Raw genomic sequence first — 19396 nt, 5'->3', positions numbered from 1 at the left:
GCAAAACTGAATTCGCACCGTCCTGCATTTGGTGCGTCGGTCATTATACAAGCTTTTGGGCCGCGCCGCACGCGATATATCGATATCAAAACAACATCGTGACAGGAAAGACAATGCGTCGAGGCGGCGCCTCGTGGTATGCTGGCGGCTCTTGCTTAATCAATGAAGTCGATGAACACTAGTCTCACCCCTCAGCAGCCGGCCGAAGAAACCACCGCCGGCGCGCCAGCCGCCCCGAGTTCCGCACGCGCCCTGCTCAAGCAATTGCAGCAACAGTATGCCCCGTTCCGCGACAGCCTGCCGCTGTCGATCGGTATCGACAAGCAGCTGATCGCCGCGCAACCGGAGATCAACCGCAAGCTGATGCGCGCTGCGCTGGGCATCCACACCTCCTCGCAGCGCTACCTGCGCGCGATGGAAAAGGCCACCGTGCGCTATAACCTGGACGGCAGCGCCGGCGCCGAAGCGACCGACGAGCACCGCAAGCACGCCAAGGAAACCCTGGCCGAGCGCCACAAGAAGGAAATGGAACGCCGCAAGGCTGAACGCGCGGCCGAACGCGAGGCCGCAGCCGCTGAAGAAGCCGACCGCCGCCGCGCGGAGAAGCTGCAAGCGCTGACCGCCAAATTCTCCAAGAAGTAATGCACCACGAGGCGCCAGGAGCCGTGCCCGAGCTGCCGCCGTACCAGGGCATCCGGCTGGCCGATGTGCGCCTGGTGAAAAGCGCCGCCGACGCGCAGGCCGCCCAGGCGGCCTTGCTGGCGGCGGATGCGATCGGCTTCGACACGGAATCCAAACCCACCTTCGTCAAAGGCGAAAACTCGAACGGGCCGCACCTGATCCAGTTTGCCGACGACCGCCAGGCCTGGCTGTTCCAGGTCGGCGATACGTTTGCCCACACGGCGGTGGTGAAGGCCATCCTGGAATCGGATATGACGCTGAAGATCGGCTTCGGCCTGTCGGACGACGTCAAGCGCGTGCGCGCCAAACTGGGCATCGAACCGTTGAAGGTGGTGGATCTGGGCGTGGTGCTGCGCGTGCCGGGCCAGAAGAACGATTTGGGCGCCAAGAGCGCGGTCGCCAAATACTTCGGTCAATCCCTGACCAAGTCCAAAAAGATCTCCACCACCAACTGGGCGGCGTCGCGCCTGAACGAAAAGCAGATCCTGTACGCCGCCGACGACGCGCAAGTGGCTTTGCGCGTATACCGCCACTGGCTCGGCCTGGGCAACGTGCTGCCGCCGATCAAGCCGCCGAAGAAGCCGCGCACGCCGCGCGCGCCAACGCCCCTAGCATAGCCACGGCGGCAGCCTGCCGCGCATCCCATGCGTGCCCGTAATTCAAGCGGACGCAATTCCTGAAGGCCCGCTTGGCGCTGAACATCGGCCCCGGCGCAATGCTGATGCCCTGTGCCAGCGCCCGCCGGTGCAATTCCAGCGCATCGACCGACTGCGGCAGCACCACCCACAAGAAATAGCCGCCCTGCGGCTGCGTCACCCGCGTCCCCGGCGGGAAATGCTGCTCGATTGCCGCCAGCATCTGCTGCTGTTGCCCCGCCAGCGCGGCGCGCAGCTGGCGCAGGTGACGCTCATAGCCGCCCTGCCCCAGGTACTCCGCCAGCGCCAGCTGCGACGGCATGGCCGCCGCCAGGCTGGTGGTCAGCTTCAGCCGCTCCACCTGGCGCGCAAAGCGGCCCGCCGCCGCCCAGCCCACGCGAAAGCCCGGCGCCAGGCATTTGGAAAATGAGCTGCAATGCATGACCAGGCCCTTGCCGTCGAAGCGCTTGGCCAGGGCCGGCCGCTGCGCGCCAAAATACAGCTCGCCATACACGTCATCTTCGATCAGCGGCACGTCGTGCGCCGCCAGCAGCTCGACCAGCGCCTGCTTTTTCTCGGGCGGCATCAGGCTGCCCAGGGGATTCTGGAAGCTGGTCATCAACCAGCAAGCGCGCGGCTGGTGCTGCCCAATGGCGGCGGCCAGCGCGCCCAGGTCGATGCCATCGCGCGGATGCGTCGCCACCTCCACCGCTTTCAGGCCGATGCGCTCCAGCGCCTGCAAAGCCGCATAAAAACTGGGCGACTCCACCAGCACCGTATCGCCCGGCCGCGTCACCGCTTGCAGGCACAGGTTAAGCGCCTCCAGCGCACCATTGGTGATGACGATGTCGTCCGGCGCCACCTGCACCCCATCGAGCTGGTAGCGCAGCGCGATCTGGCGCCGCAACTCCGCATTCCCCGGCGGCAGGTCGGCCACCGTGCTCCAGGGATCGATGTGGCGCATGCTGTTGGCGACCGCGCGCCCCAGCTTATCGAGCGGGAACAGCAAGGGGCTGGGGAAAGCCGAACCGAAAGGCACGTTACCCGGTGCGCGGCTGGCCTCCAGCACCTGGAATACCAGCTCGCTGACATCGACCAGGGTGGACGCCGGGTCCGGGCGCGACACCTCCGGTTCGGGCGTCGCCGCAAAGCGCCGCGCCGCCACATAGTAGCCCGAGCGCGGGCGCGACTCGATCAGGCCGCGCGCCTCCAGCTGGTAATAAGCCTGGAACACGGTGGACGGGCTGACGCCGCGCCGCTCCTGCTGCTGGCGCACGGAGGGCAGCTTCTCGCCCGGCCGCAACACGCCTTGCGCCATCAAACCAGCCAGTTCGTCAGCCAGCGCCTCGTACAGCTTCAAACTGATACCCTCTTTCCCTGGCTAATCTGAGCCTGTTAATCGGCGCCCCGCAGGCGTATCCTTGACGCATCACAAGAAAAACGGATTCATCATGCGCATTTTCTCACGCATTGCCGTCGCCATGGCCGCCATGGCGAGCACGGTGGCCGCCCTGCCCGCCGTGGCCGCGCCGGGCAAGCTGCCGGACACCATGGAACAGCGCGTGGCTGCCTGCATCGCCTGCCACAAAGCCAATGAACAGGGCGACGCCTTCTTCCCGCGCATTGCCGGCAAGCCCGCCACCTACCTGTACAACCAGCTGCTGAACTTCAAGCAGGGCCGCCGCCACTACCCGATGATGACCTATATGGTCGACCAGCTGCCGGACGCCTACCTGCGCGAGATCGCCCAGTACTTCTCCGAACAGCACGCCCCTTACCCGCCGCCGGCGCCCACCAGCGCCACGCCGCAGATGATTGAGCGCGGCCGCGTGCTGGTGCACCAGGGCGAACCCGCGCGCAAAGTGCCGGCCTGCGTCGCCTGCCACGGCCAGGCCATGACCGGTCTCGCCCCCGCCATTCCCGGCCTGATCGGCCTGCCGCGCGACTACATCAATGCCCAGTTCGGCGCCTGGCGCAACCAGAAACGCAAAGCCCACGCTCCCGACTGCATGGCCGACATCGCCAACCGCCTGAGCGACGCCGACGTCGCCGCCGTCTCCGGCTGGCTGGCCGCCCAGCCGGCCGACCCGAACGCCCGCCCCGCCACCGCCCTGCCCCAGCCGCTGCCGATGGAATGCGGCGGTCTCCCCACACAGAAGAGCGACAAATGAAGCGCAACACGAAAATCGCCATCGCCGCCCCCCTGCTGCTGCTCGTCGCGGCGGTCGGCTTCATCTGGCCCAAGCACGACACCGGCCCCGCGCCCAGCGCCGCCGCGCAAAACATGCCGATCACCGAAAAGATCGCACGCGGCGCCTACCTCGCCAAGGCCGCCGACTGCATGGCCTGCCACACCACGCGCGGCGGCCAGGCCTACGCCGGCGGGCGCGCCCTGCAAACCCCGTTCGGCAACGTCATCTCGCCCAACATCACACCCGACCAGGAGACCGGCATCGGCAACTGGAGCGCCAACGACTTCTGGAACGCCCTGCACAACGGCAAAGCCAAGGACGGCCGCCTGCTCTACCCCGCCTTCCCGTACACGAACTACACCGCGATGACGCGCGACGACTCGGACGCGATGTACGCCTACTTCCAGACCATCACGCCCGTGAAGCAGGCCAGCCGCCCGCATGAACTGCGCTTCCCCTACAACCAGCAAGCCATGCTGGCCGCCTGGCGCGCCCTCTACTTCAAGCCCGCCGTCTACACCCCCGACACCAGCCAGTCCGCCGAATGGAACCGCGGCGCCTACCTGGTGCAAGGCCCCGGCCACTGCATCGCCTGCCATAGCGAACGCAATGCACTGGGCGCCAGCGACAAGAGCCTGTCCGGCGGCCTGATACCGGTGCTGGGCTGGTACGCCCCCTCGCTCACATCCGACCGCGAAGCCGGCCTGGGCGACTGGGAAATCAAGGACATCACCGACCTGCTGAAAACAGGCATTTCACAACGCGCCACCGTATTCGGCCCGATGGCCGAAGTCGTGCGCGAAAGCCTGCAGCACCTGAGCGACGAAGACGTCCGCGCCATGGCGGTGTATTTGAAATCGCTGCCGAACGAAGCCGGCAAACGCGCACCGTATGAACCCTCGAAGGAAGCGGCAGCCATCGCCTTCCTGGCCGCCGGGGAAAAGATCTACCGCAAGCAATGCATGGACTGCCACGGCGCGCAGGGCGAAGGCATCCCGCCCCACTACCCGCCGCTGGCCGGCAACCGCGCGCTGACGATGGACGAAGCGGTCAACCCGATCCGTATCGTGCTGAACGGCGGCTTCGCCCCTGGCACCGCCGGCAACCCGCGCCCCTACGGCATGCCGCCCTTCAGCCACGCCCTGAACGATGTGGAAGTGGCGCAGGTCGTCTCCTACCTGCGCGCCGCCTGGGGCAACAACGCCCCGCCGGTCGCCAGCACCACCGTCAACCGCTACCGCAACGTCCCGCTGGAGTAAAGAAGCGAACCGGTTTTTCTTAAGCGAAGCCCAGCCGGTCGGTGGTGGCGTGGCGGGCGTCTTCGATGCTGACCTTTTTCTCGGCCAGCAGCTTGCGCAGGCATTCGTTCATGGTGTAACAACCCGGCGCGGCTTTGTGCTCCATCATATTGCGCAACTCGGCCACGCTGCCGCTTTCGATCACGGCGGCGACTTCGGGGTTGACGGTCAGGCTTTCGGTGGCGAGGTAGTAGCGGTCGCCATCCAGGGCCGGCATCAGGGCCTGGCACAGCAGGCCGCGCAGGGCGTGCGCCAGGGCCTGGCGCTGTGGCTCGGTGTTGCCCAGCAGGCGGATCATCTTTTGCAGGCCCAATTCGGTCGAGCGGGCGTGCAGCGAGGCCAGCACCAACGGGCCGGATTCGGCCAACGCCAGCGCTTCATGCGCGGTCTCGGCATCGCGGATCTCGCCGATGACAATCACGTCGGGGCGCTCGCGCAGGGCATCCTTGGCGCCCAGGTCGAACGATTCCACGTCGCCGTCGTAGCCCACCTCGCGCTGGGTGATCACGCATTTGCGCTGCGGGATCAGAGTTTCCACCGGGTCTTCAATGGTGATGATGTGGCCCGAGCGGTTCTTGTTGATCTCATCCAGCATGGACGCGATGGTGGTCGACTTGCCCTGGCAAGTGTCGCCGATGATCAGGAGCAGGCCGCTGGAGAGCTGGGCGAACTTTTCTTCCGCCGGGCGCAGGCCGAGTGTGGACAGCGCCAGCGGTTCCTTCGGGAAGCGGCGGATCACACAGCCCAGGCGCTTCTTGCCCTGGAAGGAGAAGCAGTTGGCGCGGATGCGGGCGGTGTGCAGGTCGATCGCGCGGTCGAAGGCGCGGTCCTGGATGCGTTCGCGCCAGTTCGGTTCGACCACTTCAAAGAACTCTTCCAGCTCTTCGCGCGTGATGGGGGAGTCGGTGACGGCCACCAGGCCCTTGGGCTGGCGGAGCAGCAAGGGGCTGTTCTGGTGGATCAGGATGTCGGAGAACACTAACTTCGAGTTCAGCAGGTGCAGGATTTGCTCGACGAGGGTGCCGAATACCGGGTGGTCTTCGTTCTCGATGTAGGAAAGGGTGCGAATTTGCGAGTGTTCCATGTGCCTGTGCTCTCGGAAAAGGTTCGCACGATTCTATTGCATTTGCCTCATGGAATGTAAGTGGCTTGAGTACAACATTTATTTCGGATACTCAAAGCCGGTGCGGATGTCGTAGGGGAAGCTGCGGCCGCGCTCGCTCACCATCAGGCGTTGCGGCGGCTCCTCGCCAGCCAGGGCACGCGATTTCACATGCAGGCCCTCGCCTTCGCGGATCAGCTTGTCGCACCGTTCATACACGTTCGGGCAGCCGGTTTCCGCGATCAGGGCCTGCACGATGCCAATCTTCCACGCTTCCACGGCGGCCGACTGGAACCGGCAGACCAGGTAGCCGTCTTTGCCGCCATAGCTTTCCACCAGCAGGCCGGACAGCCCGTCTTCGTCGCCCAGCACGATCGGCACCAGCTCGTCCGGCCGGGCCGCCTGCAGGGAATGGAGGCGGCGCGCAAGGGCGGCGCGCACACGGCGCTTCACCATGGCATGGTCCACCGGCTCGTCTTCGCGCAAGGTCCAGACGCGGGCGGCAATCTGCGACTTGGCGTTGTAGGCGGCGCGCGCCAGGAATTTGCGCGAGGACGTGACCACGGTGGCCGTGGCGCCGGGCTTGTTCTTCTCGGCCGGGCGCCCGTCCACGCGCTCGATGGCGGACAGGTAGATATAGGGGTCGCCGGCAAGGATGGATTTCTCCTTGCCCTGTTTGATAACGATAGTAAGCATGGGCGAAATGATACAGGAGCGGCGCCCTGTCCCCGGGAAATGCATTCTATTCCCGGATGCAAGCACCCTGTCGCATCGTGCAGGCGCCCTGGCGGCCGGTGGGATACGATCCCACCATCGAAAATTGCATACCCCGAGGAGAAAACGATGAAAATGTCTGCTGCAGTGCGCAACGCGCTGGTCGCCGCGTCCGTCTTTGCGGCTGTTGCCGCCCCAGCCACCCTGGTGTCGGCATCGCCACTGGGCTGGTTTGCCGGGGAGCGGGTGCAGGGCAATGGCAATATTTCCAAGCAGGTGCGCGAGGTCAGCAACTTCAGCGGCCTCGGCCTGGGGCTACCAGGCAGCGTGGAGGTCCGCATCGGCAATACCGAAAGCGTGACCATCGAGTCGGATGACAATATCCTGCCCCTGGTCGAAACCGTGGTCGAGGATGGCACCCTGAAAATCCGCCCGGCCCGCCGTAACCTGAACCTGGATACACGCAACCTCAAAGTGACCATCGTCGTCAGGAAGCTTGAGCGGATTTCGGTAGGCGGTTCGGGTTCGGTCGATGCCGAGGGCATTCGCGGCGGCAAGCTGTCGTTCGATGTGGGCGGCTCCGGCTCCATGAGCCTGCGCGATATCGAAGGCGAGTCGGTGACCGTCTCGCTGGGCGGCAGCGGCAACCTGAAAGCTAGCGGCTCGGCCGACAAGCTGAAGGTGTCGATCGGCGGCTCGGGCAAAGTCAGCACCGGCCAGTTGGCGACCAAGGATGTCGCCGTCAGCATCGGCGGCTCGGGCCAGGCGGTGGTCTGGGCCAAGCAGTCGCTGACCGTCAGTGTGGCCGGCTCAGGCGATGTGGCGTATTACGGCGAACCGCAAGTGACCAAGAATGTGATGGGTTCCGGCACGGTCAAACGCATGGCGGGCAATCCGAACTAATCCGTATTATCGGCAGGCCCGTGACGCTCCGGCGTTAACAGGCCTGCCCCCCCAACCACCGCTGCGATTGATTCGCCTGCGACCACGCGCCGCATCCAATTCTCCAGCTCGGGCAGGCCGGCATTGGCAACTTTGGTGGCGACATCGTTCGCTGCCACCTGCGCCTTGCACGCTTTGCCGAGCACATCCCGCAAAGCCTCTTGCCGCCCCTCCAAAGCCCCTTCTCGCTTGGCCTCGGCCCGAGGCCAAGCAAGAATGGCCTCCGGCACCACCATCACCGAACCCAGGCCGTCTGCGATCACTGAACCGCCCGCGCGCCCCTCGTCAACCAGGAAAAACACTTGCTCCTCCTTGAGCGGCTTGAACCAGGATGCCTTGCTTGCCCGGGCCCTGCGCCATTTGCGGCGAGCCGAATAGACTACGACCGACACGGTCGTGAAAAGTTCCTGCCTTTTAGCGCAAAAGAAACGCCCCGACTGGCGGGGCGTTTTTGCGCTGAGGCGGGACTGTCAGTGCGGCTTGGGTGCGGTATAGCTGAGCGGCTTGACCGGCACTTGCAGCTCCAGCGTCTCGCGCTTCTTGCCCTTTTTCTCAAACACCAGCGTCATGGGCACGGTTTCACCAGCCTTCATCTGGCGCTTCAAATCCATCATCATGATGTGGTAGCCGCCGGAAGCCAGCGCCACCGGCTTGCCCGCAGGCAGGTCGATATAATCCACCGCCGACATCATCATGCGGTCACCCTGCATCGACATCTGGTGGATTTCAACGATGCCAGCCGCCGGCGTTTGCACTTCCACCAGGCGGGCATCCTGCGCGGACTGTAATTGCATGAAGGCGCCCGTCGCCTGGCCCGCCGGCACCGTAGCGCGAATCCATGGCTCGCGCACGCTGATTTGCGCCGCTGCGGAAGCGGCAATGGCGAGCAGCATTACCGCCGCAAAGAACTGCTTTTTCATAGATCCCCTCAAGCGAATACAGGCGGAAATTATAGCCTAGCGCCCCGCTTCCAGCGCAGCCGCCAGCTGGTTCGCCGCGCGCACGCGCATGGCTGGCGAGGGGTGGAACAAACTGCGGAAGTTCGGCGCGTGGCTATGCCGTTCAAGCTTGCGGAAGAAGCGCGCCAGCGCCGCCGGCTGCCAACCGGCACGCACCGCCAGGCGCATGCCTTCGCGGTCCGCCTCTTCTTCCTGGATGAAATTGATTTGCGCCAGCTTGCGCATCAAACCGTAGTCGTGATCGATGGCGTGTTCAAGCTCGGCGTACGGCCGCTCGGCCCAGTGCGGCTCCAGGCGCATGGCCTCCTCCGCTTCGCGCAGGTTATGCTGCAGCACCGCATGGGCCATCTCGTGCGCCAGCAGCATGGCCAGCTCCGCATCGTTCAGCACCAGCCGGTCCACGAACGCCGCCCCCACCAGCAGCTTGCCGCCCGCCATGGCAAAGGCATTCTCCGCCTCGTCGGATGTGGTATGCAACTCCCAGGGCCAGCTAGCGCTCTCCGGGTAATCGCGCTTCGCCTGTTCGATCAAGGGCTTGGCGATGGCGGCAACCCGCTCGCCAAAACGGGCGTTGTCATCCAGGCGATGGCCGGCACGCAGCTGCGCCAGCTGTTCCGCATACAGTTTGCCGGCGCCCGCTATGACCTGCGCCTGTGTCACCTGCCCCAGTGCCGGCGCCGCTGCGCCCAGTGCGAACAGCAAGGCGGCAATGGCGGCACGGGCAGCGGGCGGGCGCATATCAAGCCTTCCAGACCTCGCGCGGGATTTCCACGGTGGTTTCGCCGTCGGTGAGCCAGATCTGGCCGTCCTGGATCGTGCATTGCAATTGCATCGAGCGCTGCGCCATCTTCTCAAGCGCGGCGCTGGTTTCGGCGTCGATGTTGACCACGCTGACGTTCTTGGCGCGGTCGATCTTGCTGGCCAGCTGCTTCCACCACACATGGGAGGCGGCGCTGTAGGAGTACACCATCACCTTCTCGGAGCGGCCGGATGCTTTCAGCAGGCGGCGCTCGTCTGGCTGGCCGATTTCAATCCACAGCTGGATCGCGCCGGTCAGGTCCATTTGCCACAAGTCCGGTTCCTCGGTGTCGGACAAGCCTTTGGCGTTCACCAGCGCCTCGTCGGCGTGGATGGCGAAGGCCAGGACACGGATCATCAGGCGCTCGTCCGTCTCGGACGGGTGGCGCGCCAGGGTCAGCAAATGGGTTGCGTAGTAGTTGCGGTCCATGTCCGCGATGGACAGTTCCGCTTTATAGATTGTCGATTTGAGAGCCATTACCTATTACTTGAAAATTACAGTGCGGTCGCCGTTCAGCAAAATGCGGTGCTCGACGAACCATTTGACCGCGCGCGCCAGTACCACGCATTCCACGTCGCGACCGATGGCGGTCAGCGCGTCCGAATCCATGGCGTGGTCCACGCGTTCCACATCCTGCTCGATGATCGGGCCTTCATCCAGGTCGCCGGTCACAAAGTGGGCGGTGGCGCCGATCAGCTTCACGCCGCGCTTGTGCGCCTGCGCGTACGGCTTGGCGCCCTTGAAACTAGGCAGGAAGGAATGGTGGATATTGATCGCCTTCCCTTTCAGGCGCTCGCACATCGAGGGCGACAGGATCTGCATATAGCGCGCCAGCACCACCAGGTCCACCTGGTGCGTTTCCATCAGTTCGACAACACGCGCTTCCTGGGCCAGCTTGGCCGATTCCGGCGCGCCGGTCGCCAGCGGCAGGTGGTGGAAGGGAATATTATAACTGGCCGCCAGCTGGTAGAAGTCCATGTGGTTGGAAACGATGGCCGGAATCTCCACCGGCAGCAGCCCGCTCTTGTAGCGGAACAGCAGGTCGTTCAGGCAGTGCCCGATCTTCGACACCATCAGCATCACGCGTGGCTTGGCGTGGCCGTCGTGCAGCGCCCATTCCATGCCCATGGCATTGGCCAGGCCGGCAAAGTCCTCGCGCAGCATGGCATCGCTGACCGCCCCGTCCTCGCGCGCAAAGTGCACGCGCATGAAGAAACGTTGCGTCTCCGCGTCGCCAAACTGGGCGGAGTCGATAATATTGCAACCATGCTCCGCCAGGAATCCGGATACGCGATGGACAATGCCGCGCTGGTCGTGGCAGGAGAGCGTGAGGATGTATTCTGGATGAATCATGTTGTCGCCATGTCATGAGTGGGACAATATTGTCGCATGAACATTGCCCCGTCCGGGAAAATACGGAATAGAATGACCGTACTATTTCACAAAAGGAGACAGCATGGAGAATACCCAGTTCCGCCTCGCCGCCCGTCCGGTGGGCATGACCAAGGATAGCGACTGGCAGGTCACGCGCGAAGCCGTGCGCGAGCTGGCCGACGGCGAAGTGCTGGTCAAGACCCAGTACCTGTCGCTCGACCCCGCCATGCGCGGCTGGATGAACGAGGGCAAATCCTACATCCGCCCGGTCGCCATCGGCGAAGTGATGCGCGCCGGCGGCCTGGGCGAGGTCATCGCGTCGAAATCGGCGCGCTTTGCCGTGGGCGACCAGGTGGCCGGTGGTCTGGGCGTGCAGCAGTACTGGATCGGTGCCGCCGACGACCGTAGCGCCGCCCTGACCAAAATCGATACCCGCCTGGCTCCCGCCACCACCTGGCTCAACACGCTGGGCATGCCCGGCATGACGGCCTATTTCGGCCTGCTGGAAGTGGGCCAGCCCAAAGCCGGCGAAACCGTGCTGGTCTCGGGCGCGGCCGGCGCCGTGGGCCAGACCGTGGGCCAGGTGGCGAAGCAACTGGGCTGCCGCGTGGTCGGCATTGCCGGCGGCAAGGACAAATGCGACTTCGTGGTGAACGAACTGGGCTTCGACGCCTGCATCGATTACAAGGGCAGCGATGTGCGCGCGGGCCTGAAGGAACACTGCCCAAATGGCGTTGACGTATACTTTGATAACGTTGGTGGCGAGATCCTCGATATGGTTCTCACGCGCATCAACCTGAAGGCCCGCATCGTCGTTTGTGGCGCTATCTCACAATACAACAACACGACGCCGGTCAAGGGGCCGGCCAACTACCTGGCCCTGCTGGTGAACCGCGCACGCATGGAAGGGATGGTCGTCTTCGATTATGCCGACCGCTACCACGTTGCCGTTGCCGCGCTCGGCAAATGGCTGCAGGAAGGTAAGATCAAGAGCCGGGAAGACGTGGTGCGCGGCATCGAGAATTTCCCGCAAGCGCTGAACATGCTGTTCGAAGGCAAGAACTTCGGCAAGCTGGTGCTGCAAGTGGCCTGATCCCCCGCCCTGGCGGCTCCTTTGCGCGGTCCCACCGACGCCCCCAAGGAGCCAGCATGAGCCAGCAAAAATCCAACGCCACGGCAAGCGATGCCGTGGCGCTTCTCACCTCCGACCACGACAAGGTCAAACAGCTTTTCCGTGAGTTCGAGCAATGCGGTGCCAACGACCAGGAATTGCAACATGACCTGGCGCTGCAGATCTGCATGGAACTGACCATCCACGCCACCATCGAGGAAGAAATCTTCTACCCTGCCGTCCGCGCCGAAACAGGTGCGATGGAGCAGGTCGAGCAAGCGCTGCAGGAGCATGCCAGCGCCAAAGAACTGATCGCATACATGCGCGGCATGGCCGCCGGCGACAGCGAGCTGGCCGGCACCATGCGGCAGTTGCGCGAGAGCGTGGAGCACCACCTGACCGAGGAGGAACAGGTAATCTTCCCCAGCCTGCGCGCCAGCGATGCCGACCTGGAAGAATTGTGCGCCCGGCTACAGGAGCGCAAGGAAGAGCTGGAGCACGATTTCGGTGCAACCCCGATGCGCGGCAACATTACCCCCGAAGCGGAAGGCGAGCGTTCGGCCACCGGCCAGGCTGGATCATAAATATCGAAAAATAAATTGAACTATGCTGTTGGCCTCCCCTCAAAGCCCGTAAGCAGCCGCTGCGCTGCTTACGCTCCGGGCGCGCGCCCGGTTTATCAGGCACTTTGAGGGAGATGAACAATGACAACTCACGACGAACAGGCCAGGGGCCGTCGCAGCAAGCGCGGCTTCGCGGCGATGGACAAGGAAACCCAGCGCATGATCGCCAGCAAAGGCGGCCAGGCGGCCCACCAAAAAGGCACGGCGCACGAATTCACGCCGGATGAGGCCCGGCGCGCCGGGCAGAAAGGCGGGGAGGCAGTCAGCCGCGACCGCGAGCACATGGCGGAAATCGGGCGCAAGGGCGGCGAGAGCCGGCAAACCGCGCGCAATGGCAACCGCCAGGGCGGCGAGCCGGAAGCCAAGCCCAACCCGTCCCAGGGATGATGAGGGTGCCGGGGACGCGGCGCCCTATTCCGGTACGCCGATGATGACGCTGGAGGCTTTGAACAGGGCTGTCGCTTGCCCGCCCATTTCCAGCTCAAGCGCCTGTTCGCTGTCGCGGGTAACGGTGGCGGCGATGGTGCCGCCACCGGGCAAGGCAAGGGTCACCTCCGAGTTGACCGCGCCCGGCTGCACGCGGCAGACCGTGCCGCGCAACTGGTTGCGGGCGGACAGCTTGCCGCCCTCGCCCGTGGCCAGGATGATGGACGAGGCCTTGACCAGTGCAAACGCGGCACCGCCTTCGCGCAGGCCCAGCGCCTCGGTGCTTTCATGCGTAATGATGGCGACGATCGCCTGCCCGCCGACAATATGCAGCAGGATCTCGTCATTCACCGCACCGTGCTTGATGGCCGCCACGGTGCCGGAGAATTGGTTGCGCGCACTGGTTTTCATCTTCATCGTTTGCAACAGGAGGAAATCATCGGCCAGCCCTTGCGACTGGCGGCTCAGGTGCTGCATGAACACATTGTGCTCGTGTTCAATCCGGCGGAAGTTGGCCACCAGCTGGGCGCCGCGCCGCGTCAGGCGGGTACCGCCGCCACCCTTGCCGCCGGCGGCACGGTCCAACAGCGGCTCGCCGGCCAGGTTGTTCATGGCGTCGATCGCATCCCACGCCGCCTTGTAGCTCATGCCGATGGCCTTGGCGCCCTGGGTGATCGAGCCGTGTGCGGCAATGCTGGCCAGCAGGGCCACGCGCTGGTGACCGCCAAAGTTCTGGCCATCGAGGGTAATCCAGACCTCGCCCTGCAGCGCCACTTCCTTGCTCATCGTGCGCCCTCCCCGGCGACGCGGCCGTCCGCCATGGTTAACACATGGCCGCCGAAGGTGGCGGCATCTTCCGGGTCGTGCGTGATCAGCAGCAGCGGGATATCCAGCCGGCGCTGCAAGGCGTCGAGTTCGCTGCGCATGCGCACGCGCAGCGCCGGGTCGAGCGCCGCGAACGGTTCATCCAGCAGCAGCGCCGCCGGCTCGCACACGATGGCGCGCGCCAGCGCCACCCTTTGCCGCTGCCCGCCCGACAACTCGCCCGGGCGCTGGTGCGCCACGTCGGCCAGGCCGAACGCTTCCAGCCAGTAGCGCACCGCTTCCGGCTCGCCGCGCGGCGCCGGATTGAACCAGCCGCGCTGCAGGCCGAAGCCGATGTTCTGGCGCACGGTCAGGTGCGGGAACAGGGCGTAATCCTGGAACAGGTAGCCGACGCGCCGCCCCTGCGCCGGCACGTCAATGCCCGCGCCGCTGTCGTACAGGCGCCGGCCATCGAGCTCGATCACGCCGCTGTCCGGGCGCGACAGCCCGGCCACCGCCTTCAGCATCTGGCTCTTGCCCGCGCCGGAGGCGCCGTAGATCACCACGCGCTTGTTGGCCGATTCGAATTGCGCGTCGAGCTGGAAGGTGCGCTGGCCGGCGCGCAGCGTTTTGCGGATATCGACGCGGATCGTCATGCCGCCCCCTGCACGCGGTTTGGCGCCAGCCGGTTGGCCGCCACCAGCACGATGATGCAGGTGATGGAGGTGATCAGCACCAGCAGGTTGGCCGTATCGTCCTGCCCGGCCTGCACCGCCTCATAGACCGCAATCGAGAGCGTCTGCGTTTTGCCGGGAATACTGCCCGCCACCATCAGCGTGGCGCCAAACTCGCCCATCGAGCGGGCAAAGGCCAGCAGAGTGCCGGCCAGCACGCCGCGCCAGGCCAGCGGCAGGCTGACGCGCAGGAAGACGCCGAGCGGCGACACCCCCAGCACCCGCGCCGCCTGCTCCAGCTGCACATCGACCGCTTCGAACGCCGAGCGCGCGCCTTTCAGCACCAGCGGGAACGCCACCACGGCGGCGGCGATAACGGCGCCCTGCCAGGTGAAAATCAGGTTGATGCCGAAGTAATGCTGCAGCCAGTGGCCAATCGGGCCGTTACGCCCGATCAGCACCAGCAGGTAATAACCGAGCACGGTCGGCGGCATCACCATCGGCAAGGTCAATACGGCATCCAGCAACTCGCGCCCGGGGAAGCGCTTGCGCGCCAGCAGGTAGCCCAAGCCCAGGCCCAGCACCAGGTCGATCGCCGTCGCCCACAGAGCCACCTTCAGCGACAAGCCCAGCGCGATCAGCGCAGCATCCATTTGCAGCCGCCCTTCTTACGGTTTGCCGAAGCCGTGGCGCGCCAGGATGGCCTGGCCGCCGGGCGACATGATGAAGTCCGCGAACCCGCGCGCGCCAGCCGCATTCGGCGCATCCTTCAATACCGCCAGCGGATAGCTGATCGGCGCGGTGGTCGGCACCGCCAGCACCGCGCGCACCTTGTCCGCCTGCGATGCGACGTCGGTCTGGTACACCAGGCCGGCCTCCACCTCGCCGCGCGCAATGTAGTCCAGCGCCTGGCGCACATTGGTGGCGAACACGAACTTGGGTTCCAGCGCCTGCCACTGGCCCGCCTTTTCCAGCGCGGACCTGGCATAGCGGCCGGCCGGCACGCTGGCCGGGTTGCCGGTGGTCAGGCGCTGCACGCCCGGCTGGCCCAGGTCGGCCAGCGTGCGCCACTGCAGCTTGCTGGCAGCCGGCGCCGCCACCACCAGGCGGTTGCTGGCGAAATCGCGGCGCGTGCCCTGCGCCACATGGGGCTGGGCCTTGTCCATGGCCTCCTGGTCGGCGGACGCGAACACATCGACCGGCGCGCCCTTGGCGATCTGCGCCACCAGCGCGTCGGACGCGCCGAAATTCAGCCGGACCTTGTGACCCGGGTGCGCCGCCTCATAGGCCGCCGCCGCCTCGCGAAAGGCGTTGTTCAGGCTGGCCGCCGCCGACACCGTGATATCGGCCGCCGCCGCATGCCCGGCAGTGCACAGTGACAGCAAGAGTGCGCTCATACGTCCCATCTGCATTCCTTTCCCAAAGCGCAATATATTTGATTATATAGCGCTTGATGGGCCGCAGGTATACGGCCTTGGGCAATCCTTATAGTGGGATAAGTCGATACCTCAGGCCGCCCGCGTGACTTCGGGGTGGCTGGGACGCGCGTCCTCGTGGAACAAGTCGCCGAGATAGAGGGCCAGGTCGTCTTCGGCGACATCGTGCGGGATCACGAAGTCGGCCGCGCGGCGCTTGCCGTCCGTGCCTGGATAGAAGGCAGCCCACTGCGTGCCGCGCCGTTCGACATGCACGTGCGTGCCGAACACATTGAATTTGATCGCCATTACAGCTCCTCGATGCGAAGGACACCCGACGCGAGCGGACGCACGAGAATATTGTATACATCGATATCGAAGCGCGGCTGCGCGGCGCCGCGGCCCGGCGCGCCCAGGTAGCACCAGCCGTCCACCAGCGCGCGCTGGCGCAGGCCGTCCGATTCCTCGACGATGGCGACCGCGCCCGCATACGGCCAGGGCGTCACCTGCAAGGGTTCCAGCGCCAGCCGCACGCGCACCGCATGGTCGGCCGCCGACTCCTCGCCGGTGCACGCTCCCCGGCAGCGCCCCACCTGCCGCGCAAAACAGGGCCGCCCCGGCAGCCCTTTTTCCAGGCCGGTCGCCACCGTGCACAAATCGCGCGCCTGCGCCACATCGCGCAGGATTTCGAGGGCGGCCTTGCGGCTGGCGAACAGGCCGAAAAGATGCGCCGTGCGGGCGAAGTCCACCTCACGCGCAAAGACGATTTGCGGCGTATCGCCGGCCATGCTGATCGAGCACATTTCGCGCTGGCGCCGCAGCCTGGAGTTGAAGACCGGCTGGTGCAGCTTGACCAGCTCCGCCTCGCGCAGCAAGGCGCAGATCTCGCCGCCAGTGCGCTCGAAGTCGATGCGGGCGGTGCGCACCAGCATCTGCATCTCCCCTGCCGTGCGCATGTGCGACAGCACCCGCGTGCGGATGTTCACGCTCTTGCCGATATACAGCGGCGTGCCGGCGCCGTCGCGGAAAATATAGACGCCCGGCAGCGACGGCAAGGCATCGATGCAGTCGCGGGGGATGTGGGCGGGATAGCTGAAGTTCAATGCGGGGTCGCTGACCACCAGCAGTCCCACCGAATTGACGTGGGTGCGCATGGGCTCATGATACCATTCGGCCCGTCATGAAATACCTCAGCGCCTACTCAGAACAGACACTCTCCCAAGTCCGCCAGGTGATAGAACAGGGCCGCCTGGGCGAAGTGCTGTCGAAACGTTATCCAAAAGCCCACGATATCCGCACCGACCGTGCGCTGTACGACTACGTCCAGGATTTGCGCGCAGAGCACCTGCGCAATGCCGCGCCGATCGACAAGGTGGCCTACGACAGCAAGATCCACGTGATCAACCACGCGCTCGGTCTGCACACCTCCATCTCACGCGTCCAGGGCGGCAAGCTGAAGGCCAAGCACGAGATCCGCGTGGCGACCATGTTCAAGGAAGTGCCGATGGAATTCCTGCGCATGATCGCGGTGCACGAGCTGGCGCACGTCAAGGAAAAGCAGCACGACAAGGCGTTCTACAAGCTATGCACGTACATGGAGCCGAACTACCACCAGTACGAGTTCGACCTGCGCCTATACCTCACCCACCTCGACACGCCCGGCGGCCAGAAGCTCTGGTAAGCGGCGCTTCAGCAGCGTGGCTGCCAGCCGCACCTGCACGCCATACACGATCAGCGCCGCCAGGCCGCCCATACCGGGGTGCAGGCCGTAATTCATCCCGACAAAGAGCATTGCCGCCAGCAGCGACACGGCTGTCAGCACGTACACGGCAGTGCGCATCGCATCGCGCATGGCAAGGTTGACGATGTAGTGGGCCTGCGGCAGCGCCAGCTGGTTCAAGGCGGGGAACCAGCGGCGCCACAGCGGCATGAGCAGCGCCCGGTGCACGGTGCGCTTTGGCTGCTGGCCAGCGTCCGGAGCGCTCATTTCAGGCGCTCCACCAAGGCCGCCGGATCGGACTCGACCCGCACCAGCGCCGCGTGCTGCGGCTTGATGAAGCCCTCGTCGCGGGCGTGGTCGATGAAGCCGACCAGCTTGTCGTAAAAGCCGTCCACATTCAGCAGGCCGACCGGCTTGTTATGGATGCCAAGTTGCGACCAGGTCAGCATCTCGAACAGTTCTTCCAAGGTGCCCATGCCGCCCGGCATGGCGATAAAGCCGTCCGACAGCTGCGCCATCATGGCTTTGCGTTCATGCATATCCTTGACGATGAACTGGCGCGTCAAGCCGGTGTGGCCAACTTCGCGCTCGACCAGCGCGGTCGGGATCACGCCCGTCACCTCGCCGCCCAAGCGCAGCACTTCATCGGCGATCACGCCCATCAGGCCCACATTGCCGCCGCCGTACACCAGCGACAGGTTGCGGCTGACCAGGGCCGCCGCCAGGGCGCGCGCCTGTTCGGCATAGCGGGGCGAGGCGCCGGCATTGGCGCCGCAGTACACGCAAATCGATTTCATTTGAGTTTCTTCAGGTATTCTTCGGACAGTTTCTGGAACAGCAGGCTGGTTTCGCCGCGCAAGTAGGGGCCGACCTGGGACAGGACCTGGTAGCAGCCGCGCGCCAGCGCATCTGCCATCGACTGCTGCTCCGAATATTTGCGCGGGTTGCGCACGTATTCATAGGACAGCCAGTACGTCGCCACCACCACCATATTCACCGACATGGCGTCGATTGCCATGTCATGCGCCTCCAGCGAGCCTTCGCTGCGCAGGTCCAGGCACAGGTTGCGCGCCACCTTGATCTTGTGCGCCAGCAGCTCTTTGAACTCCAGCTCCAGCTTGCGGTTGCGCGACAGCAGGTCGTTCAGGTCGCGGTAGAAGAAGCGGTAGCGCCAGATCAGTTCAAACATCAGGTGCAGGTAGAGCCATACGTCTTCGATATTCGAGCGGCGTCCGCTCGGCACCTGCAGCATGCGCTCGGCCTCCGCCTTGAACTGGACGAAGATCGAATTGACGATATCGTCCTTATTCCGGAAATGGTAATAGAGGTTCCCCGGGGAGATATTCATCTCCTCGGCGATAACGGTGGTCGTGATATTGGGCTCGCCGAACTCGTTGAACAAGCGCAGCGAGAGTTCCAGGATGCGTTCGCGGGTTCGTCTTGGCGCTTTTTGTAGCATAAAAGGGGAAGCTCTATTGATTCCCCTGCAAGGATATCACTATTAGAAGTTTTCCAGAAGTTACGCTTTTTTCGTTGTGGTCTTTTTGGCGGGCTTTTTGGCGGCGGCCTGCAATTCGGCCACCTGGCGACTGAGCGCATCCACCCGCTCGATCAGGGCATTGATGTCCTGCCGCATCGGCACCCCGATCGAATGCAGGGCCCTGGTCACCCGTTCCTCGAACACTTTTTCCAGCGTATCGACCGTTTCGCGCACATGGCCGGCGCGGTCGCCCTCCACGGCGCGGGCGCGCTGTTGCAGGTCGCTGAAGGCGCCCAGGCCCGCCTTCCAGATCTCCTGCGCCGATTCGCGTACTGCCTTGGTCAGCCGTTCTTCGCTCTCCGCAAACGATTTGCTCTTTTTACCCATGGCGGCGGCTCCGGTAATTGTTATGAAGGAATTGTACGGCGCGCCCCTAGAACCGTGCTT

Annotated in this window: 27 protein-coding genes; 9 read left to right on the top strand and 18 right to left on the bottom strand. The window is 64.8% G+C overall.

Annotation, left to right across the window (positions count from 1 at the left end):
• Window positions 1–162: 162 nt before the first annotated feature.
• Window positions 163–642 carry a ProQ/FINO family protein gene (locus GTP41_RS08285; RefSeq protein ID WP_161025105.1) on the top strand — a complete coding sequence of 160 codons (480 nt, stop codon included), beginning with the start codon at window positions 163–165 and terminating at the stop codon, window positions 640–642.
• Complete coding sequence (locus tag GTP41_RS08280) at window positions 642–1298, top strand: 3'-5' exonuclease (RefSeq protein WP_161025104.1); 657 nt, start codon at window positions 642–644, stop codon at window positions 1296–1298. Before GTP41_RS08285 ends, GTP41_RS08280 begins: the two co-directional genes overlap by 1 nt.
• Here GTP41_RS08280 and GTP41_RS08275 read toward each other — a convergent pair.
• The gene (locus GTP41_RS08275; RefSeq protein WP_161025103.1) at window positions 1246–2676 is read right to left on the bottom strand and encodes an aminotransferase-like domain-containing protein; all 1431 of its coding nucleotides are present in this window, start codon (window positions 2674–2676) and stop codon (window positions 1246–1248) included. The genes GTP41_RS08280 and GTP41_RS08275 overlap by 53 nt on opposite strands.
• A 91-nt stretch (window positions 2677–2767) precedes the next feature.
• Here GTP41_RS08275 and GTP41_RS08270 point away from each other — a divergent pair, with 91 nt between their 5' ends.
• Window positions 2768–3487 carry a c-type cytochrome gene (locus GTP41_RS08270; RefSeq protein ID WP_161025102.1) on the top strand — a complete coding sequence of 240 codons (720 nt, stop codon included), beginning with the start codon at window positions 2768–2770 and terminating at the stop codon, window positions 3485–3487.
• On the top strand, window positions 3484–4767 hold the full coding sequence (locus tag GTP41_RS08265; protein ID WP_161025101.1) for a c-type cytochrome: 1284 nt from the start codon (window positions 3484–3486) through the stop codon (window positions 4765–4767). The genes GTP41_RS08270 and GTP41_RS08265 overlap by 4 nt, the downstream gene beginning before the upstream one ends.
• A 19-nt stretch (window positions 4768–4786) precedes the next feature.
• Here GTP41_RS08265 and GTP41_RS08260 read toward each other — a convergent pair whose 3' ends face one another.
• Both GTP41_RS08260 and GTP41_RS08255 read right to left on the bottom strand, forming a co-directional pair.
• Complete coding sequence (locus GTP41_RS08260) at window positions 4787–5890, bottom strand: type IV pilus twitching motility protein PilT (RefSeq protein WP_161025100.1); 1104 nt, start codon at window positions 5888–5890, stop codon at window positions 4787–4789.
• A 78-nt stretch (window positions 5891–5968) separates the two neighbouring features.
• Window positions 5969–6604 carry a class I SAM-dependent rRNA methyltransferase gene (locus tag GTP41_RS08255; RefSeq protein WP_161025099.1) on the bottom strand — a complete coding sequence of 212 codons (636 nt, stop codon included), beginning with the start codon at window positions 6602–6604 and terminating at the stop codon, window positions 5969–5971.
• A gap of 147 nt (window positions 6605–6751) precedes the next feature.
• On the opposite strand from GTP41_RS08255, the gene GTP41_RS08250 reads away from it, so the two are divergent.
• Window positions 6752–7525, top strand: a complete 774-nt coding sequence (locus GTP41_RS08250; protein ID WP_202419665.1) for a head GIN domain-containing protein — start codon at window positions 6752–6754, stop codon at window positions 7523–7525.
• On the opposite strand, the gene GTP41_RS08245 is transcribed toward GTP41_RS08250, so the two are convergent.
• The 5 genes from GTP41_RS08245 to purU all read right to left on the bottom strand — a co-directional run bounded on the left by GTP41_RS08245 (window position 7522) and on the right by purU (window position 10675).
• Window positions 7522–7956 carry a hypothetical protein gene (locus GTP41_RS08245; protein ID WP_161025097.1) on the bottom strand — a complete coding sequence of 145 codons (435 nt, stop codon included), beginning with the start codon at window positions 7954–7956 and terminating at the stop codon, window positions 7522–7524. The two genes, GTP41_RS08250 and GTP41_RS08245, sit on opposite strands and share 4 nt — an antisense overlap.
• A 78-nt stretch (window positions 7957–8034) precedes the next feature.
• Complete coding sequence (locus GTP41_RS08240; RefSeq protein WP_161025096.1) at window positions 8035–8484, bottom strand: copper chaperone PCu(A)C; 450 nt, start codon at window positions 8482–8484, stop codon at window positions 8035–8037.
• 36 nt (window positions 8485–8520) lie between these two features.
• Window positions 8521–9261: a M48 family metalloprotease gene (locus GTP41_RS08235; protein ID WP_161025095.1), complete on the bottom strand. Its 741-nt coding sequence runs from the start codon at window positions 9259–9261 to the stop codon at window positions 8521–8523.
• Between the two features lies 1 nt (window position 9262).
• On the bottom strand, window positions 9263–9799 hold the full coding sequence (locus GTP41_RS08230) for a YaeQ family protein (protein WP_161025094.1): 537 nt from the start codon (window positions 9797–9799) through the stop codon (window positions 9263–9265).
• Between the two features lie 6 nt (window positions 9800–9805).
• Window positions 9806–10675: a formyltetrahydrofolate deformylase gene (gene purU / locus GTP41_RS08225; protein WP_161025093.1), complete on the bottom strand. Its 870-nt coding sequence runs from the start codon at window positions 10673–10675 to the stop codon at window positions 9806–9808.
• A gap of 103 nt (window positions 10676–10778) precedes the next feature.
• Here purU and GTP41_RS08220 point away from each other — a divergent pair, with 103 nt between their 5' ends.
• The 3 genes from GTP41_RS08220 (at window position 10779) to GTP41_RS08210 (ending at window position 12817) form a co-directional block, all read left to right on the top strand.
• The gene (locus GTP41_RS08220) at window positions 10779–11789 is read left to right on the top strand and encodes an NADP-dependent oxidoreductase (RefSeq protein ID WP_161025092.1); all 1011 of its coding nucleotides are present in this window, start codon (window positions 10779–10781) and stop codon (window positions 11787–11789) included.
• Between the two features lie 56 nt (window positions 11790–11845).
• The gene (locus tag GTP41_RS08215) at window positions 11846–12391 is read left to right on the top strand and encodes a hemerythrin domain-containing protein (protein ID WP_161025091.1); all 546 of its coding nucleotides are present in this window, start codon (window positions 11846–11848) and stop codon (window positions 12389–12391) included.
• Window positions 12392–12511: 120 nt separating this feature from the next.
• Complete coding sequence (locus GTP41_RS08210; protein ID WP_202419664.1) at window positions 12512–12817, top strand: KGG domain-containing protein; 306 nt, start codon at window positions 12512–12514, stop codon at window positions 12815–12817.
• Between the two features lie 24 nt (window positions 12818–12841).
• On the opposite strand, the gene GTP41_RS08205 is transcribed toward GTP41_RS08210, so the two are convergent.
• From GTP41_RS08205 to GTP41_RS08180, 6 genes are all read right to left on the bottom strand, one after another.
• Complete coding sequence (locus GTP41_RS08205) at window positions 12842–13642, bottom strand: TOBE domain-containing protein (protein WP_161025090.1); 801 nt, start codon at window positions 13640–13642, stop codon at window positions 12842–12844.
• Complete coding sequence (locus tag GTP41_RS08200; protein WP_161025089.1) at window positions 13639–14316, bottom strand: ABC transporter ATP-binding protein; 678 nt, start codon at window positions 14314–14316, stop codon at window positions 13639–13641. The genes GTP41_RS08205 and GTP41_RS08200 overlap by 4 nt, the downstream gene beginning before the upstream one ends.
• Window positions 14313–14987, bottom strand: coding sequence for a molybdate ABC transporter permease subunit (modB, locus tag GTP41_RS08195; RefSeq protein WP_161025088.1), 675 nt, complete (start codon window positions 14985–14987; stop codon window positions 14313–14315). Before modB ends, GTP41_RS08200 begins: the two co-directional genes overlap by 4 nt.
• A 15-nt stretch (window positions 14988–15002) precedes the next feature.
• Window positions 15003–15731, bottom strand: a complete 729-nt coding sequence (modA, locus tag GTP41_RS08190) for a molybdate ABC transporter substrate-binding protein (protein WP_229502785.1) — start codon at window positions 15729–15731, stop codon at window positions 15003–15005.
• A 111-nt stretch (window positions 15732–15842) separates the two neighbouring features.
• A complete protein-coding gene (locus GTP41_RS08185; RefSeq protein WP_161025086.1) occupies window positions 15843–16058 on the bottom strand; it encodes a DUF7661 family protein in 216 nt (71 codons plus the stop codon).
• The gene (locus GTP41_RS08180) at window positions 16058–16903 is read right to left on the bottom strand and encodes an endonuclease (protein ID WP_161025085.1); all 846 of its coding nucleotides are present in this window, start codon (window positions 16901–16903) and stop codon (window positions 16058–16060) included. Before GTP41_RS08180 ends, GTP41_RS08185 begins: the two co-directional genes overlap by 1 nt.
• A gap of 26 nt (window positions 16904–16929) precedes the next feature.
• On the opposite strand from GTP41_RS08180, the gene GTP41_RS08175 reads away from it, so the two are divergent.
• A complete protein-coding gene (locus tag GTP41_RS08175; protein ID WP_161025084.1) occupies window positions 16930–17430 on the top strand; it encodes a YgjP-like metallopeptidase domain-containing protein in 501 nt (166 codons plus the stop codon).
• Here the strand turns inward: GTP41_RS08175 and GTP41_RS08170 are convergent.
• Genes GTP41_RS08170 through GTP41_RS08155 form a run of 4 tightly spaced genes read right to left on the bottom strand, consistent with a single transcriptional unit; the run spans window position 17383 to window position 19336 of the window.
• Window positions 17383–17736: a hypothetical protein gene (locus GTP41_RS08170; RefSeq protein ID WP_161025083.1), complete on the bottom strand. Its 354-nt coding sequence runs from the start codon at window positions 17734–17736 to the stop codon at window positions 17383–17385. The genes GTP41_RS08175 and GTP41_RS08170 overlap by 48 nt on opposite strands.
• Window positions 17733–18266, bottom strand: coding sequence for an LOG family protein (locus GTP41_RS08165; RefSeq protein ID WP_161025082.1), 534 nt, complete (start codon window positions 18264–18266; stop codon window positions 17733–17735). The genes GTP41_RS08170 and GTP41_RS08165 overlap by 4 nt, the downstream gene beginning before the upstream one ends.
• Window positions 18263–18928, bottom strand: coding sequence for a TetR/AcrR family transcriptional regulator (locus GTP41_RS08160; protein WP_161025081.1), 666 nt, complete (start codon window positions 18926–18928; stop codon window positions 18263–18265). The genes GTP41_RS08165 and GTP41_RS08160 overlap by 4 nt, the downstream gene beginning before the upstream one ends.
• A gap of 60 nt (window positions 18929–18988) precedes the next feature.
• Window positions 18989–19336, bottom strand: coding sequence for a phasin family protein (locus tag GTP41_RS08155; protein WP_161025080.1), 348 nt, complete (start codon window positions 19334–19336; stop codon window positions 18989–18991).
• Window positions 19337–19396: the final 60 nt, after the last annotated feature.

Origin of the sequence: Pseudoduganella guangdongensis (assembly GCF_009857475.1) — a bacterium.
Taxonomy (GTDB): domain Bacteria; phylum Pseudomonadota; class Gammaproteobacteria; order Burkholderiales; family Burkholderiaceae_D; genus Rugamonas; species Rugamonas guangdongensis.
Note: the sequence above shows the minus strand (reverse complement) of the source record. Positions and strands in the feature narration are given on the sequence as shown.

Bases quoted from the DNA above. Each gene is read 5' to 3' on its own strand.
- GTP41_RS08200 (WP_161025089.1), bottom strand. From the start codon at position 14,316: ATGACGATCCGCGTCGATATCCGCAAAACGCTGCGCGCCGGCCAGCGC.
- GTP41_RS08255 (WP_161025099.1), bottom strand. From the start codon at position 6,604: ATGCTTACTATCGTTATCAAACAGGGCAAGGAGAAATCCATCCTTGCC.
- purU (WP_161025093.1), bottom strand. From the start codon at position 10,675: ATGATTCATCCAGAATACATCCTCACGCTCTCCTGCCACGACCAGCGC.
- GTP41_RS08235 (WP_161025095.1), bottom strand. From the start codon at position 9,261: ATGCGCCCGCCCGCTGCCCGTGCCGCCATTGCCGCCTTGCTGTTCGCA.
- modA (WP_229502785.1), bottom strand. From the start codon at position 15,731: ATGAGCGCACTCTTGCTGTCACTGTGCACTGCCGGGCATGCGGCGGCG.
- GTP41_RS08270 (WP_161025102.1), top strand. From the start codon at position 2,768: ATGCGCATTTTCTCACGCATTGCCGTCGCCATGGCCGCCATGGCGAGC.
- modB (WP_161025088.1), bottom strand. From the start codon at position 14,987: ATGGATGCTGCGCTGATCGCGCTGGGCTTGTCGCTGAAGGTGGCTCTG.
- GTP41_RS08285 (WP_161025105.1), top strand. From the start codon at position 163: ATGAAGTCGATGAACACTAGTCTCACCCCTCAGCAGCCGGCCGAAGAA.
- GTP41_RS08180 (WP_161025085.1), bottom strand. From the start codon at position 16,903: ATGCGCACCCACGTCAATTCGGTGGGACTGCTGGTGGTCAGCGACCCC.
- GTP41_RS08215 (WP_161025091.1), top strand. From the start codon at position 11,846: ATGAGCCAGCAAAAATCCAACGCCACGGCAAGCGATGCCGTGGCGCTT.
- GTP41_RS08205 (WP_161025090.1), bottom strand. From the start codon at position 13,642: ATGAGCAAGGAAGTGGCGCTGCAGGGCGAGGTCTGGATTACCCTCGAT.
- GTP41_RS08175 (WP_161025084.1), top strand. From the start codon at position 16,930: ATGAAATACCTCAGCGCCTACTCAGAACAGACACTCTCCCAAGTCCGC.
- GTP41_RS08155 (WP_161025080.1), bottom strand. From the start codon at position 19,336: ATGGGTAAAAAGAGCAAATCGTTTGCGGAGAGCGAAGAACGGCTGACC.
- GTP41_RS08210 (WP_202419664.1), top strand. From the start codon at position 12,512: ATGACAACTCACGACGAACAGGCCAGGGGCCGTCGCAGCAAGCGCGGC.
- GTP41_RS08250 (WP_202419665.1), top strand. From the start codon at position 6,752: ATGAAAATGTCTGCTGCAGTGCGCAACGCGCTGGTCGCCGCGTCCGTC.
- GTP41_RS08185 (WP_161025086.1), bottom strand. From the start codon at position 16,058: ATGGCGATCAAATTCAATGTGTTCGGCACGCACGTGCATGTCGAACGG.
- GTP41_RS08165 (WP_161025082.1), bottom strand. From the start codon at position 18,266: ATGAAATCGATTTGCGTGTACTGCGGCGCCAATGCCGGCGCCTCGCCC.
- GTP41_RS08220 (WP_161025092.1), top strand. From the start codon at position 10,779: ATGGAGAATACCCAGTTCCGCCTCGCCGCCCGTCCGGTGGGCATGACC.
- GTP41_RS08260 (WP_161025100.1), bottom strand. From the start codon at position 5,890: ATGGAACACTCGCAAATTCGCACCCTTTCCTACATCGAGAACGAAGAC.
- GTP41_RS08280 (WP_161025104.1), top strand. From the start codon at position 642: ATGCACCACGAGGCGCCAGGAGCCGTGCCCGAGCTGCCGCCGTACCAG.
- GTP41_RS08265 (WP_161025101.1), top strand. From the start codon at position 3,484: ATGAAGCGCAACACGAAAATCGCCATCGCCGCCCCCCTGCTGCTGCTC.
- GTP41_RS08230 (WP_161025094.1), bottom strand. From the start codon at position 9,799: ATGGCTCTCAAATCGACAATCTATAAAGCGGAACTGTCCATCGCGGAC.
- GTP41_RS08160 (WP_161025081.1), bottom strand. From the start codon at position 18,928: ATGCTACAAAAAGCGCCAAGACGAACCCGCGAACGCATCCTGGAACTC.
- GTP41_RS08170 (WP_161025083.1), bottom strand. From the start codon at position 17,736: ATGAGCGCTCCGGACGCTGGCCAGCAGCCAAAGCGCACCGTGCACCGG.
- GTP41_RS08240 (WP_161025096.1), bottom strand. From the start codon at position 8,484: ATGAAAAAGCAGTTCTTTGCGGCGGTAATGCTGCTCGCCATTGCCGCT.